Raw genomic sequence first — 15,483 nt, forward strand, 5'->3', positions numbered from 1 at the left:
GCCATGAGCATCGCAGGAGCCGCGCTGGCCGCCGACTCGGCATGGCGCATGGATCCGGCCCGGGCGGCCTCGCCGGAGTTGCTCGAACGTGCCGAATGGGTGCGTGACTATGGCCGCTTCGTCTGGGTCGTCGGCGATCGCGCCGAGCTCGCGCCGCTGCTGGCGGCCTCGACCGAGCGGATCGATTCGCCGTACCGGATCGGGCTGCACGGCGAGCGTTTCGACCCGACCGAGCTGGACCGCGACGAGCCGTCGCGCGCGCCGGACGGCGCCGGTCTGCTGCTGGTCCAGCTTCGCGGCCCGGCCCTGGCCGACGACCTGCTGGCGCTGCGTGATGCCGGGCTGGACGTATTCCAGCCGCTGCCGGGCTTCGGCTACCTGGCCTGGGGCGATGCGGTTTCGGCCGGACGGGCCGCCGGCTCGCCGTTCCTTCGGCACGTCGGTCCGCTACCGACGCGCCTGAAGACCCAGCCGGGCCTCAAGGCGCGCGGTGAATGGATCCGCAACATCAACGTCCATTTCTACAACAGCGGCGATCCCGGCGACGTGGCGCGATCGATCGCGGCTCTCGGCGCACGGGTCATCGACGTCTGGGCCGCCCAGCCCGACCGACGGCTCTACAACGCCGTCATCGAAGCGGATGTCCGCATGCTGCCGGCTCTGGCCGATCTTTCCGAGGTCATCGCCCTGAGCTACCTCAGCCCGGAGCCGGAGCTGGAGGATGAAAGCGGGGCCCAGGTGCTGGCCGACAACCTCGACGCGAACAACATCCCGTTCCCGGGTTATCCGGCCTGGCTGGGCTCGGTCGGCCTGGACGGCTCGGGCGTGACCTGGTCGACCACCGACTCGGGCGTCTGGTACGGCCACGGCGACTACAGCAGCCGGATTGTCGGTGGCGCGAACTATCCGGGCTGCAACCTTGCCAACCCGGGTGACGATCCGACCTCGGGCGGCCACGGCACCCACGTCACGGGCATCTTCGCCGGCGACGGCACGGCCGGCTTCGTCGACAGCGACGGCTTCCTCTACGGCCACGGCGTGGCGCCGGAAGTGTCGATCTTCGCCCAGAACCCGATCTGCGGGTCGCAGAGCAGCTGGCCGCCGGCCGGAGGGTGGCCGGTGCTCAGCCGCGATGCGCTGACCGGAGGGGCGATCGGCTCGAACAACTCGTGGACCTCCGGCGAAGGCACGCAGCACGGCTATCAGGCCACCGAGCGAACCTATGACCTGATGGTGCTGGACGGCAACTTCGATACGCCCTCGGTGCTCGACCCGTTCATGGTGGTGTTTTCGGCCGGCAACTCCGGCGGCAGCGGCGTGACCGCACCGAAGGAGGCCAAGAACGTGGTGGTGACCGGTTCGCTGGAGACCTTCCGCGTCTCGGGCGACGTCGATGCGATCAGCGGCTTCTCCAGCCGCGGTCCGGCCGTCGACGGTCGCTGGTTGCCGACCATCTCGACGCCCGGCGAGAGCGTCAGCTCCACGCGCCGGCCGAGCGCCTCTTCGTGCGCGTCGCCGATTTCGGGTACCGATGGCGAATACTCGTTCTGCAGCGGCACCTCGATGGCGGCCCCGCATGCGTCGGGCGCGCTGATCCTGTTTACCCAGTGGTGGCGCCAGCAGTTCGCCGGCGCCACGCCGAGCCCGGCGATGGGCAAGGCCCTGTTGATCAATTCGGCGACCGCGCTGTCGGGCTCGCCGCCACCGAACAACGATTCCGGCTGGGGTCGGGTCGACCTCTCGACGATCGTCGATGACGGCCTGAGCTTCGAGTTCTGGGACCAGGAAACCCTGTTCACTGCCTCCGGCGAGAGCTTCACCCGGACCGTCGGCGTGGTCGATCCGACCCAGCCGCTGAAGGTGACCCTGGTCTGGTCGGATGCACCGGGCGCGATCGGCGCCAACCCCGCTCTGGTCAACGACCTCGACCTGACGGTGACCAACGGCGGGACAACGTATCTCGGCAACAACTACAGCAGCGGCGTATCGCAGCCCGGTGGGTCGCCCGACCGGCTGAACAACATCGAACAGGTGACGCTGCCGGCTCCCGGCCCGTCGGCAACGATCACCGTCGATGCCTTCCAGATCGCCGGCAGCGTGCTGCTGGATCAGTCCAGCGTCACCACCGCACAGCATTTTGCCCTGATCTGTCAGAACTGTCTGGAGGAACCGGATTACACGCTCGAGCTCGATCCGGCCGAAATCCTGGCCTGCGTGCCGGATTCCCGCGATGTCACCGTCCAGGTCGGCAGCCTGCTGGGCTACAGCGACCCGGTTTCGCTGGCCACCAGCGGGCTGCCGGCCGGTGCCTCCGGGACGTTCAGCGTCGACCCGGTCGATCCGGGGTCGTCCTCCACGCTGTCGCTGACGCTTGGCGCCTCGGTCGTTCCGGGCACCTATGCCGCGCAGGTCGAGGGCAACTCGACCAGCGGGCCGAAGAGCGCGCCGCTGGACCTGCAGCTGTTCGATGCCGCGCCGGCGGCGCCGACGCTGCAGGCGCCGGTCGACGGCGCGCTTGACCTGCCGACCGACGTCGCGTTCAGCTGGGCGGCAAGCGCCCAGGGGCTGGACTACCGGCTGGAAGTCGCCACCGACGCCGGGTTCACCGATGTGATCCACGACATCGTGACTCGCGAACTGCAAGCGACGCTGCCGCTCGAGACGGCCACCGAATACTACTGGCGGGTGACCGCCTTGAATGCCTGCGGCCAGGACGTCTCCGTGGTGTTCGACCTGCGCACGGCCGCCGAGCCCGGCGTTTGCGCGTTCGGTCAGGCTGCCGACATCCACTGGATCGACGACATGGAAAACGGCACCAACGGCTGGACCACCGCGGCCCTGGCCGGCACCGACACCTGGGCGCTGGAAGATTCCGACGCGACCAGCCCGGTGCATTCATGGCGTGGACTGGATATCGCCACGATCAGCGACCAGGTGCTGGTTTCACCGCCGATCGAACTGCCGAGCGGGGTCTCGCCACTGACGCTGCAGTACTACGGCAAGCGCGACATGGAAGACGGCGGCTCGGCCTGCTTCGACGGTGGGCTGCTCGAGTACAGCAACGATGGCGGCGCGACCTGGCTGCCGGTCGACAGCAGCCGCTTGCTGACCAATCCGTACACCGGACCGATCGACGACGGATTCAGCAATCCGCTGGCGAATCGGGATGCCTGGTGCGGTACCCAGGACTGGACCCGGACCGTGGTCGACCTGGGCGGGCTGGAAGGTCAGACGGTGAGCTTCCGCTACCGGATCGGCACCGACAGTTCGGTGGCCGCCGACGACTGGCACATCGACGACGTCCGCATCCAGAGCTGCCGGGTCGTGCAGGAAGAGATCTTCTTCGACGGCTTCGAAAGCCCCTGAGCCGACGGCGGTGCAGGGGCCGGTGCCGGGGACGGACGACCGTCCCCGGCGTGTCGGTCAGGGCCGCTCCGGTTCGTCGTCGAGTTCGAGCTCGCGCAGCTCCACGCGGCCGTCGCCGAGCGCCTGCATACGCTGGGTCTCGATCGCCACGATCTGGCGGAAGTCCCACTTCTCCTCGGCATAGAACTCCGCGCCGTCCCGGCTGAACCCGTTGCGGTCGATGATCCGCAGGAAGCCGGCAAAGCCCAGCCGAGAGCCGGTCGCCAAGCGGCGGTCGCGCTGCATCCGGCGGTGGGTGCGCTCGATCGCGACCTCGTCGCCGAACTGCGGTTCGAGTTCCTCGACGCGGATCCGCTCGGCTTCGCGCCGGATCGGATCGTCGACCATCGCGTCGAGCTCCTCGACCATGGTCAGCATCATCGGATAGTCGCGCTCGGCGGCAAGCTGGAACCAGGCCAGCGCACGCGCTGGATCGAACTCGGTGCCCTTGCCCTGCAGGTGCATCACGCCGATGTTGAACTGGGCGAACTTGTCGGCCCAGCGCGCGGCGGCTTCGTACTTGGTCAGCGCCGAGGCATACTGGCCGGCGTCGTACGATCGCTTGCCTTCGGCGACCAGGCGTGCGCCCGGTGTGTGCTCGGCGTAGCTGAAGGGCGACCCGTTCTGGGCCGAAGCGGAGGTGGTGAAGACGACGGCCAGCAGCGCGGCCGTCAGGAGTGCGGTCGATTTCATGGGTTTCGTCCCCGTTCGTGGTTGCCAATGGGCGCCAACGCCCGATGCCATCGACGGAAATTATCCGGAAAAGTTCCGGCGATTTTCAATCCATGAAGGTCAGTTCTCGTCCAGCTCGAGCTCGCGGACGTCGACTTCGCCCTCGGCGACCCGTCTCATCAGCCGCGTCTCGTAGTCGACGATGGTGTCGAAATTCCATTTGTCGGGATCGTAGAACTCATCGGCGTCGCGGGGAAATCCGGTCCGGTCGATGATGGTGAGCATGCTCATGAACGCGCGCGAACCGGTCCGGGTCCCGGTCGCGTCGCGCATCCGGAATCGCATTTCCCGCGCGGTGCGCTCGCGCGTCTGTGCGTCGCCGTAGACCGGCAGAAGGTCCTGTTCGAGGACCGCCCTGGCGCGATTGCGCTCCGGCTCGTTGAACATCGCCCACAGCGCATCGGCGGCGTCCTGGAACTGGGGATAGCCGCGTTCGGCGGACAGTTCCAGCCAGGCCCAGCCCTGCAGCGGGTCATATTCGGTCCCCTCGCCGCGCAGGTGCATGATGCCCACGTTGTACTGGGCGAACTTGTCGGCCCAACGGGCCGCGGCCTTGAAATGACCCAGCGCGCTTTCGAACATGCCGGCCTTGTAGGCGCGCCCGGCCAGGATCATGAAGCGCTGGCCCGGGGTGTGTTCATCGTAGGCATAGATCGGCTCGCCGGGTCGTTCCAGCGGCTCGTCGGCGATCGAGGCGGCCGACACCAGAAGCAGCGCGACGATCGGCAGTACAGAACGTCTGAACATGGCGCATGGCCCTCCGTGAACTGCCTCCAGTGTGCCACGTGCGCCGGATTGCTGCGTCGACAGGACTTCTGGCACCCGGAACGGGCACGCTGGAGCGATACACTGCCCGGATCGACAATCTGCCCGGAGCACCGGGCGTGCAAGGAGACCCCCGCGTGTACCGAACGATTCTTTCCGTTGTCCTGCTGCTGGCCACTCTGCCGCTGCATGCTCAGGACGAAGAAACCCTGCTGCTCCGCTTTCCCGACCTGCACGATGATCGGGTGGTGTTCACCTACGGTGGCGACCTGTGGATTGCCTCCGATCAGGGTGGCGAGGCCCGCCGGCTGACCAGCCATCCCGGACTCGAACTGTTCGCTCATTTCTCGCCCGACGGCAAGTGGATCGCGTTCACCGGCCAGTACGGCGGTGACGAACAGGTGTACGTGATGCCTGCAGCCGGCGGCGAGCCGCGCCAGTTGACCGCCTATCCGGCCGCCGGGCCGCTGCCGCCGCGCTGGGGCTATGACCACCAGGTCCACGGCTGGACGCCGGACGGCAGCGGCGTGGTCTTCCGGTCGCTGCGCGATGCGCACGATTCCTCGGATGGCCAGCTCTACGTGGCGCCGGTCGACGGCGGTCTGCCGACCGTGCTGCCGATGCCGCAGGCCGGCTCGGGCGTGTACGCGGGTGATTCGGCGATCCTGTATACACCGCTGGCGCGCGACTTCCGGACCTGGAAGCGCTACGAGGGCGGTTGGGCCCAGGACCTGTGGTTGTTCGATCTGGAACGCAACACCGCTCGGGCAGTGACGACCCACCCGCGCACCGACCGCGACCCGATGTGGATCGACGGGATGGGGTACTTCGCCTCCGATCGTGGTGAGTCCGGCAAACTGAACCTGTACCGCGTCGACCCGGAAAGCGGTGCCGTCGATGCGTTGACCACCCACGACGACTGGGACGTGCGCTGGCCGGCCGATGACGGGGTGGGGCGGATCGTCTACACACATGGCGGCGCGCTGCGCATCCTGGATGTCGCCACCGGCGACGACCGGCGCCTGTCGATCCGGGTGCCCGACGATGGCGTCAACCGCCGCGTGCGCACCGTCGATGTCTCGGACCGGATCGGAAGCGCCTGGCTCAGCCCGACCGGCGAACGCGTACTGTTCTATGCGCGCGGCGACCTGTTCAATGCACCGGTCGGATCCGGCGTGACGCGCCCGCTGACCCGGTCGTCGGACGCCCACGAGCGGGAAGCGGCGTGGTCGCCGGACGGGACACGGCTTGCCTGGATCTCCGATCGTGACGGCGAAGAAGCGCTGTACATCGCAGCCGCCGATGGTCGCGGCGAGCCGCGCAAGCTGCCGTCGCCGCCCCGGACCCGCCTGTATGCACCGCGGTTCGCGCCGGATGGACAGCACATCGCCTACTCCGACAAGGACGGCTTCATCTTCGTCCAGGCCGTCGACGGCGGCGAGCCGGAATCGGTGGGTCGAGACCCGAGCTGGCGCAACCGCGATTACAGCTGGTCGCCGTCCGGACGCTACCTGGCCTTCAGCCAGACCCGGCCGAACCAGCTCCGGGCGCTGTACATCCATGATGTCCGTGACGGCGAGACGCGGCAGATTTCCGAAGGCCTGTTCTCGGAGTACGAACCTTCGTTCTCGCCGGACGGGCAGCATCTGTTCTTCCTTGCCGATCGCGAGTTCGCGCCGCAGATCTCGGGCCGTGAGTGGAATTTCGCGACCAACCGGGTGACCGGAGCGTTCGCCTATGCGCTGACCGGCGAGGCGCCCAACCCGTTCGCGCCGGAGGACCCCTCCGACGCCGGGATTCTCGACGCCGATGCCGACGACGACAGTGACGAGGACAACGACAAGAACGGGGCAGCCGACGTGGCGATCGAATTCGACGGCCTGGCCCGGCGGATCATCCGGGTGCCGGTCGAGGCCTCGAACTATCAGGACCTGTGGGCCGTGGAAGGCGGTCTTCTGCTGGCCGAGATCGACGCGTTCTACTACGGCCGCGGCTGGTCCACGCCGCCTCGCCTGAAGCGCTACGACTTCGCCGACGATGAGCTGTCGACGCTGGTCGATGGCATCGGTTCGGTCGATCTCAGCGCCGATGGCCGGAAACTGCTGACCCGGCAGGGTAGCCAGTGGCGGGTGCACACCCTGGGCAACGGCAAGGACCCGGTCGCGGTCCCGACCGACGGCCTGGTGGCCGAGATCGATCCGATGGCCGAGTGGGAGACCGCCTTCGACGAGGTCTGGCGTCGTTTCCGCGACTTCTTCTACGTCGACAACATGCACGGCTACGACTGGGAGGCGCTGCGCGATCAGTACCGGCCGCTGCTCGTCCACGTCGCACATCGCATGGACCTCAACGACATCCTCGGCGAGATGATTGCGGAACTGAACGTGTCGCATGCCTATGTCGCGGGCGGTGATCTCGGGCTTCCCGAACGCCCCGACGTCGCCCTGCTCGGCGCGCGCTTCGAGCTCGATGACCGGACCGGCCTGTACCGGCTCTCGACCATCTTCGACGGCCAGAACGACGAGCCGCGATACCGTGCGCCGCTGACCGAAACCGGCGTCGAGGCGTCGGTCGGCGACTACCTGCTGGCGATCAACGGCCGCCCGCTGGACGCCGGTGTCAATCCGTTCCTGCGCCTGACCGGGCTCGGTGACGCGCCGATCGCGCTGACGCTGGCGAGTCGGGCCGACGGACGCGATGCCCGCGAGGTGCTGGTCCGGCCGATCGATGACGAGCAGCCGCTGCACTACCTGGCCTGGGTCCGCGCGAACAAGGCCGCGGTCGAAGCCGCCAGCGACGGCCGCCTGGGCTACCTGCACCTGCCGGACATGGGCCCGGACGGGATCCGCGAGTTCATCAAGTGGTTCTATGGCCAGATCGATCGCGACGGCCTGGTCATCGACGTGCGCGGCAACGGCGGCGGCAACGTCTCGCAGATGATCATCGAGCGGCTGGCCCGCAAGCCGCTGGCGCTGGGCTATTCGCGGACCATGCCGGAAGCGACCAACTACCCGTACCAGGCCTTCCGCGGCCACCTGGTCTCGCTGCTCAACGAGAACTCGGCCTCCGACGGCGACATCTTCCCCTACCAGTTCCGCAACGCCGGGCTCGGTCCGCTGATCGGAAAGCGTTCCTGGGGCGGGGTGGTCGGTATCACCAGTCACGGTCCGCTGATCGACGGCGGCTCGGTGAACGTCCCGGAGTTCGGTTTCCTGAACACCGAGGGCGAGTATGTCGTCGAGGGTGAGGGCGTGGCGCCGGACATCGAGATCGACAACGATCCGGCCAGCGTGATCGCCGGGCGGGACCGCCAGCTCGAAACGGCCATCGAATACCTGCTCGAACGGGTCGCGATGGATCCGCCGGCGGCCCCGGCGCGACCTGCGCCGCCGGTCAAGACGCCCTGAGCCGGATCGGCCGATCCTTCAGCCGCCCGGCCACCGGGCGGCTGCTATGCTTGCGCGCCGTACCTCTCGAAGCCCGTCGGCATGAATTCGTTGCGCTGGAACCGTCTGGTCCCGTTCCTGTTCGGGGTGCTGCTGCTGGCCCAGGCGCCCGAGACCCGGGCGGCCGAGGCCTGGCTGATGACCTACGGCAAGGCCGACCGAGTCGAGGAACGGTTCGGCCACAACGCGCTGTGGATTCGCGACCCGGCGCGCGGTGTCGACCGGATCTACAACTTCGGGTTCTTCGACTTCGACACGCCGGGCTTCTACTTCGATTACCTGTTCGGCGACCTGATCTACTACGCCGTGGCCCGCGATCCGGCCGAGGAACTGGCCTACTACCGCTGGCGTGATCGCTCGGTCCGGGCCCAGCGACTGGACCTGGACGATCCGACGATCCGCCGTCTCACCGACTGGCTGGATCTGCGCGTGGCACCGGAGAACCGGAATTTCCGCTACGACTACTACCTGAACAACTGCTCGACGCGAATCCGGGATGCGCTGGATTACGCCCTGGACGGTGCGCTCGGCAACGCCACGCAGACGGAACCGGCACGGCTGACCTTTCGCGAACACACCCGCCGCCTGATGCGGCCCGACCCGCTGCTCTACCTCGGCATCCAGGCCGCGTTGGGCCCCGGGGTCGATCGACCGCGGACGGTCTGGGACGAGATGTTCCTGCCCGACGTGGTGGCCGAGGTCGCGGCCGGGTTCCGGTTGCCGGACGGCGAGGGCGGGTCCAGACCACTGGTCGTCGACGACCGGATGCTGCACGTCTCGCAGCGCCCCGAGCCGGCTGCAGTCCCCGGTTTTCCGTGGGTGCCGGTGCTGGGCCTGATGGTCGGGGGGCTGGCGCTGCTGCTGGTGCCGTACCTGCTGTTCCGTCGTCGGGGATTGAAACTGGCCGGTTGGCGAGCCTGGCTGACACTCGATGCGCTGGCCGGCGGGCTGCTGCTGTTCCTGTGGCTGGCCACCGACCACCTGGCGGCCGGCGCCAACCAGAACGTGCTGCTGCTCAACCCGCTGCTGGTCCTGCTCTGGCGCGCTCGCGGCGGACGGTTCGAACGCTGGATCGCGAGCGTCGTCATCGGCCTGTTGGTTGCGCTGCTGGTGATCAAGGCCTTCGGCAGCGGCCAATGGAACAACGACCTGCTGCTGGCGCTGGCGCCGGTCCAGCTGGCCGCGCTCTGGGTCTGGCACCGCAGCGTGCCGGCCGAGAAGGCCCGGGCGCCGGCCTGAACGAAAACGGCGCCGCCGGCCGGCGCCGTCGATATCGATGCCGCGGCCGCGGCGTTCGGGTCAGCGGCGCCCGGTCGGCACGTCCTGCTCGAACGCGCCGGGCTCGTCCTCGCGGACGTGGCCGTCGATCCGGTCCAGCGCGGCCAGCTTCTTCAGGAACGGGGTCGCGACCAGGAAGCCGACGAACACCACGCCGCAGAAGATCACGATCTGGCGGTACAGCGCCGGGAACTCGCTGACCGCATCCCCGCTGAACTCGCCGGCGACCAGCCCGGCGATCAGGTTGCCCAGCGCGGCGCCGAAGAACCACATGCCCATCATCTGGCTGTAGTACTTGCGCGGCGAAAGCTTCGAGGTGGCCGACAAGCCGATCGGGCTCAGGCAGAGCTCGCCGGTGGTGTGGAACAGGTAGGTCAGCAACAGCCAGGTCGGCAGCACCTGGTCGCCGTCCTGGATCAGGGAGGCCGCGACCCACATGAAGGCGAAGCCCAGACCGAGCTGCAGGAAGCCCAGCGCGAACTTCAGCGGGATCGACGGATCGAGGTTGCGCCGGCCGAGATTGATCCACAGCGCGGAAAAGAACGGCGCGAAGACCAGGATGTACAGCGGGTTCAGCGACTGGAAGACCTCGGCCGGAATGACCAGGCCGAGCATCTCGCGCGCGGTGTAGCGCTCGGCGAAGAGATTCAGCGACGAGCCGGCCTGCTCGAAGCCCGACCAGAACAGCGCCGCGCCGATGAACAGCGCCACGAGCACGATCACCCGATTGCGCTCGAGCCGGGTCAGCGAACCGTCGAGCAGCACCCGGCCGAAGAACAGCGCCGCGACCGCGACGATCGCGTAGACGGTGTATTGCGACAGCGAGATCGCGTCGATCGAAATCACGCCTTCCAGCGCCAGGACCGCGACCAGGAACAACAGCGCGGTGCCGCCGTAGGTCGCCCATTTCATCGCGTTGGTCTGGCCTTCCTTGCCGGCCGGCGTCGGGTGCGGTTCCTTGCCGTAGTCGCCGAGGTGGCGCTCGCTCCACTTGTAGACGACGAGGCCGGCGATCATGCCCACCGCCGCGGCAGCGAAGCCCCAGTGCCAGCCCATGTTGATGCGCAGGAAGCCGCAGATCAGCGGACCCAGGAAGGCACCGACGTTGATGCCCATGTAGTACAGCACGTAGCCCGCGTCGCGGCGCGCGCCGCCTTCGGGATAGAGTTCGCCGACGCAGCTGGAAATGTTCGGCTTGAGCAGGCCGGTGCCGACCACGATCAGGATCAGTCCGATGAAGAAACCGTAGTGCTCGCTGACCCAGCCGAAGCCGGGCAGGGCCAGCACCAGGTGCCCGGCAGCGATGATGATGCCGCCGTACCAGATCGCGTTGCGCTGGCCGAACACGCGGTCGGCCAGCCAGCCGCCGGGCAGCGCGGCCAGGTAGACCCCCGCGGTGTAGAGGCCGTAGATCGCGGTTGCGGTGGCGTCGTCGAAACCCAGTCCGCCCTCGGTCGCCGCGGCGACCATGAACAGGACCAGCAGGGCGCGCATGCCGTAGTAGCTGAAGCGCTCCCAGAGTTCGGTGAAGAACAGCGTGCCGAGGCCGGCCGGGTGGCCGAAGAAGGTCTTGCCCGGCGTGCCGGCGGCAGGAGTGGCTTGATTCATCCGGAGTTCCCGAAACGTTGGATATGGATAGGAACGGCCGTGAGTCATCGATCGGCCGGGCAAGTACGACAACTTGCCCGAAATCGGGTCTGCAAGTCAACTGACATCGGCCAGAAGATCGTGTTTCAGCCGGCCACGCTCACCACGATCTGCCTGGTGTGGGGCCGGCGACGATGCTCCCAGAGGAAGATGCCCTGCCAGGTGCCGAGGCGGAGCCGGCCGGCGTCCAGCGGAAGACACAGCGATGTCTGCGTCAGTGCACTGCGGATATGCGCCGACATGTCGTCCGGGCCCTCGGCGGTGTGTCGATAGTCCGGATCGCCGTCAGGCCCCAGTCGTGCGAAGACCGTTTCGAGGTCGTGCAGCACGTCCGGATCGGCGTTCTCGGTGATCAGCAGCGAGGCGGACGTGTGCAGGATGAACAGGTGGCAGAGGCCGCTGTCGATCCCGCTGCCGATCACGACCTCGGTGACTTGCCGGGTGATGTCCACCAGGGCACGACCGGGCGTATCGACGCTCAGGGTCTGGCGATGCATTACCCGGCGTCGCAGCGTTGGTCCGGTCGGAGCGCTTCGAGCAGGCCGGTGATCACACCCTCGAGCGCCGGGATCCAGCGAAGCACCACGACCAGGTCGTTGCACTCATCGATGTAGATGGAGTTGCCGCCGAAGCCGGCGGCCCAGTAGGCGCTTGCCGGAGCGGCCGGAATCCGCTCGCGGTCGGTGTTCAGCCACCACATCAGCCCGTAGTCCGGCCGGACCTCGACCGGCTCGCGCAGCAGGTCGAACCAGGCGTTGGACAGCAGGCGTCGCTCGCCCCAGACGCCGCGCCGCAGCATCAGCAGGCCGAAGCGCGCGTGGTCGCGGGTCGAGATGAACAGGCCGCCGCCGAAGTGGCCGCCGCCGGAGACCGACTGCATGCGCAGGCCGTCGAGTTCGATCCAGGAGTTGCCGTAGCCGTGCCAGCGCCAGGTCGGCGAGGCGCCGATCGGGTCCATGATCCGCGTGCGCAGCACGACCGGCAGTGGCTGCCGATGGACCTGGAGCAGCGCCAGCGCGGCCAGGTTCACGCGCACGTCGTTGTACTTGAACCGGCTGCCCGGCGGATGCAGCGGTCGGTCCGGCCAGGCCTCCGGGTCGTCGCCTTCGGGCCGGTCGGCCCAATCGGGTACGTCCCACAGCGTTCCCGACCAGTCGGAGGTCTGGTTCAGCAGGTGGCGCCAGGTGATCGCGCCGTTGTGCTCTCCTTCGAACCAGGGCCCCGGTACGCTTTCGGCCACTCGTGCGTCGATTCCGGGGATGCGCCGATCGTCCAGGGCCAGCGCCGCGATCGTGGCGAGATAACTCTTGACCACGCTGAACGTCATGTCGACGCGGTGGACGTCGCCCCATTCGGCCACGATCCGTCCGCCGCGCAGGATCAGTCCGCTGTCGCCGCCGCGGGGGCGGGTCGGTCCCAGCACGCGATAGTTCGGCTCCCGCGGCGACCAGCTGTCGATCAGGACCTGGTGCAGATCGGTCGGTTCGGTCACGGCCTGCGCCCGGGCCGCGGCAACGGCGCGGGCCAGTCGCTGCGGGTCGAAACCGGCGTTGGCCGGCTCGACGGTCGACCACTGGCCCGGCGGCGGCACGTAGGCGTCGTCGGCGGAGGCGCTCGCTGCGGCGACCAGGAGCAGGAGCAGCCAGCCGAGCCGAAGCGCGGGTCCGGTCTTCGATCGGAGTCGAACGTCGTTCGATACAGGCATGTGCATCAGCGTACACGAGCATCGCCCGACGAGCGCAATGTTAGACTTCGTGCATATGGGCATTGGCCGAACCGATCCTTCCTCACGCCGGGTCACCGTGGTCGGCAGCGGTTTCGCGGCGCTGACCGCGATCCGGACGCTGCGTCGTCATGCACCGGGTCTCGGCATCGACGTGGTCGCGCCGCGCGCCGAGTTCGTCTATTACCCCGGAACCATCTGGATTCCGACGGGTGGGCGCGAGCCCGACGACCTGGTGATCCCGCTCGGTCGCTTCTTCGACCGCATGGGCGTGACCCACCATCCGGCCGAGGCCACCGGCCTTTCCGAAGACGGGCGTCGGCTTGCGACGACGGCAGGAGAACTCGCCAACGACGGGCTGATCATTGCCTGCGGCGGTCGTTTTCTGGACCGACTGCCCGGGCTGGAGCACGCGATTCTTCCGTGCGGCGGGACCGGGCCCATGCTGCGGCTTCGCGAGCGCCTGCATGAACTGGACGGCGGGACGATCGCATTCGGGTTCTCGGGCAATCCCGAGGAGCCATCGGCCATGCGCGGCGGCCCGGTGTTCGAATTCCTGTTCGGCATCGAGCGCTGGCTGCGCAAGCAGGGCCGTCGCGACCGCTTCGAACTGGTGTTCTTCACGCCGGCCGAGAAACCGGGCCAGCGACTCGGCGAAAAGGCCGTCGAACGGCTGGTTCGCGAAATGCGACGCTGCGGCATCACGCTGCGGCTCGGTGAGAAGCCGCAGCGGTTCTCCGAGCGGTCGGTCGAGACCTCGGCCGGGTCCTTCGATGCCGACCTGATCCTGTTCATGCCCGGCATGACCGGCAACGCGTGGTTCGATGACACGCCGCTGCCGCGCTCGCCTGGCGGCATGATCCAGGCCGATGCGCACTGTCGCGTGGCCGGGCTCGAGCGGGTCTACGTGGCCGGCGATGCCGGCAGCTTTCCGGGCCCGGGCTGGATGCCGAAGCAGGCGCACATGGCCGACCTGCAGGCCGCGGCCGCGGCGCGCAACCTGGTCGCTGAATTCGACGGCGTACCACCCCGCCACGGGTACAAGGCCGAGCTGATGTGCATCGTCGATATGCACGACCGCGGCCTGCTGGTGACGCGGACCGAAAAGGGAAATCGCGTGCTGCCGCCGTTTCGCGGCTGGCACTGGGCCAAGCGCCTGTTCGAGTGGAACTACCTGCGGAACTATCGCTGAGGTCGCGCAGCGAAGCGCTCGCCCGGCGGCCGTGCCGCCGGGGCCGGTTCGACCGCCGGGCTCAGCCGACTTCGACGGCGATCGCCGTGGCCTCACCGCCGCCGATGCACAGCGAGGCGATGCCGCGCTTGCCGCCGCGGGCCGTCAGGGCGTGGATCAGCGTGACCAGGATGCGCGCACCGCTGGCGCCGATCGGGTGACCGAGCGCGCAGGCGCCGCCGTGGACGTTGACCCGGTCGTGCGGCAGCTCGAGTTCGTGCATTGCCGCCATGGTCACCGTTGCGAAGGCCTCGTTGATTTCGAACAGGTCGACCTCGGCGGCCGACCAACCGGCCTTGTCGAGCACCTTCTTCATCGCGCCGACCGGCGCGGTCGTGAACCATTCCGGTTCCTGCGAATGGGTGGCATGAGCAACGACCCGGGCCAGCGGCACGGCGCCGCGCGCTTCGGCGTCGCCGGCCCGCATCAGGACCAGCGCCGCTGCACCGTCGGAAATCTTCGACGAACTGGCCGCGGTGATGGTGCCGTCCCTGGCGAACGCCGGCCGCAGCGTTGCGATCCTGTCGAGCAGGATCCGACCGGGTTCCTCGTCGATGCCGACCTCGGACTCGCCCTTGCGGGTCCTGACGCTGACCGGGGCGATTTCGGCGGTGAAACGGCCGGCCTCGATCGCGGCCTGCGCACGTTCGGCCGAGGCGCGCGAAAACTCGTCCTGCTGCTCACGGGTGAAGCCGTACTTCGCCACGCACTGCTCGCCGAACTGGCCCATCATCTGGCCGTCGTAGGGATTCTGAAGGCCGTCGAAGAACATGTGGTCGAGCAGCTGGTCGTGGCCCATCCGCAGCCCGCGCTTGACCAGGTAGGGCGCATTCGACATCGATTCCATGCCGCCGGCGACGACCAGGTCGGCCGAACCGGCGACCAGCGCATCGTGACCCTGCATCACCGCTTTCATGCCGGAACCGCAGACCTTGTTCAGCGTGGTGCAGGCCACCGAGACCGGCAGGTCGGCGCCCAGCGCGGCCTGGCGGGCCGGTGCCTGGCCGAGGCCGGCCGGCAGCACGCAGCCCATCAGCACTTCGGAGATCTCGGCGGGGTCCACGCCGGCATCGGCCACGGCGGCGCGGATGGCGGCCGATCCCAGCGCGGGGGCGGCGACAGGGGCGAACTGGCCCTGGAACGAGCCGATTGCGGTGCGGCGCGCGGCCGCGATGACGATGGAGTCGGTCATATGCTGGAACGATCCTTGCTCGGGCAAACCCCCATTATCGCAGGTTCGGAGCCCGGCTCGGGAT

The 15,483-nt window shown here is 68.3% G+C and carries 10 protein-coding genes; 4 read left to right on the forward strand and 6 right to left on the reverse strand.

The genetic code is table 11. The features are described from left to right. Window positions 1-3 precede the first annotated feature (3 nt). The gene (locus tag HFP89_RS00860; RefSeq protein ID WP_168715745.1) at window positions 4-3,366 is read left to right on the forward strand and encodes a S8 family serine peptidase; all 3,363 of its coding nucleotides are present in this window, start codon (window positions 4-6) and stop codon (window positions 3,364-3,366) included. A gap of 57 nt (window positions 3,367-3,423) precedes the next feature. On the opposite strand, the gene HFP89_RS00865 is transcribed toward HFP89_RS00860, so the two are convergent. Beyond that, window positions 3,424-4,098, reverse strand: coding sequence for an SEL1-like repeat protein (locus HFP89_RS00865; RefSeq protein WP_168715746.1), 675 nt, complete (start codon window positions 4,096-4,098; stop codon window positions 3,424-3,426). A 99-nt stretch (window positions 4,099-4,197) separates the two neighbouring features. Further along, window positions 4,198-4,884, reverse strand: a complete 687-nt coding sequence (locus HFP89_RS00870; RefSeq protein WP_168715747.1) for a sel1 repeat family protein — start codon at window positions 4,882-4,884, stop codon at window positions 4,198-4,200. Window positions 4,885-5,039: 155 nt separating this feature from the next. Between HFP89_RS00870 and HFP89_RS16265 the strand changes: the two genes are divergently transcribed. Both HFP89_RS16265 and HFP89_RS00880 read left to right on the forward strand, forming a co-directional pair. Then, window positions 5,040-8,309, forward strand: coding sequence for a S41 family peptidase (locus HFP89_RS16265; protein ID WP_168715748.1), 3,270 nt, complete (start codon window positions 5,040-5,042; stop codon window positions 8,307-8,309). 81 nt (window positions 8,310-8,390) lie between these two features. Further along, a complete protein-coding gene (locus HFP89_RS00880) occupies window positions 8,391-9,587 on the forward strand; it encodes a DUF4105 domain-containing protein (RefSeq protein WP_168715749.1) in 1,197 nt (398 codons plus the stop codon). Window positions 9,588-9,647: 60 nt separating this feature from the next. On the opposite strand, the gene HFP89_RS00885 is transcribed toward HFP89_RS00880, so the two are convergent. The 3 genes from HFP89_RS00885 to HFP89_RS00895 all read right to left on the reverse strand — a co-directional run bounded on the left by HFP89_RS00885 (window position 9,648) and on the right by HFP89_RS00895 (window position 12,978). Beyond that, window positions 9,648-11,234, reverse strand: a complete 1,587-nt coding sequence (locus HFP89_RS00885) for a peptide MFS transporter (RefSeq protein ID WP_168715750.1) — start codon at window positions 11,232-11,234, stop codon at window positions 9,648-9,650. 125 nt (window positions 11,235-11,359) lie between these two features. After that, the gene (locus HFP89_RS00890; protein WP_168715751.1) at window positions 11,360-11,770 is read right to left on the reverse strand and encodes a secondary thiamine-phosphate synthase enzyme YjbQ; all 411 of its coding nucleotides are present in this window, start codon (window positions 11,768-11,770) and stop codon (window positions 11,360-11,362) included. Further along, on the reverse strand, window positions 11,770-12,978 hold the full coding sequence (locus HFP89_RS00895; protein WP_168715752.1) for a serine hydrolase: 1,209 nt from the start codon (window positions 12,976-12,978) through the stop codon (window positions 11,770-11,772). Before HFP89_RS00895 ends, HFP89_RS00890 begins: the two co-directional genes overlap by 1 nt. Before the next feature lie 37 nt (window positions 12,979-13,015). Here HFP89_RS00895 and HFP89_RS00900 point away from each other — a divergent pair, with 37 nt between their 5' ends. Next, the gene (locus HFP89_RS00900; protein ID WP_240955785.1) at window positions 13,016-14,188 is read left to right on the forward strand and encodes an FAD/NAD(P)-binding oxidoreductase; all 1,173 of its coding nucleotides are present in this window, start codon (window positions 13,016-13,018) and stop codon (window positions 14,186-14,188) included. Between the two features lie 61 nt (window positions 14,189-14,249). Here the strand turns inward: HFP89_RS00900 and HFP89_RS00905 are convergent, their stop codons facing one another. Further along, entirely contained in the window at window positions 14,250-15,419 is a 1,170-nt protein-coding gene (locus tag HFP89_RS00905) for an acetyl-CoA C-acyltransferase (RefSeq protein ID WP_168715753.1), read from the reverse strand. Between the last annotated feature and the right edge of the window lie 64 nt (window positions 15,420-15,483).

Origin of the sequence: Wenzhouxiangella sp. XN79A, assembly GCF_012272825.1 — a bacterium.
GTDB lineage: Bacteria > Pseudomonadota > Gammaproteobacteria > Xanthomonadales > Wenzhouxiangellaceae.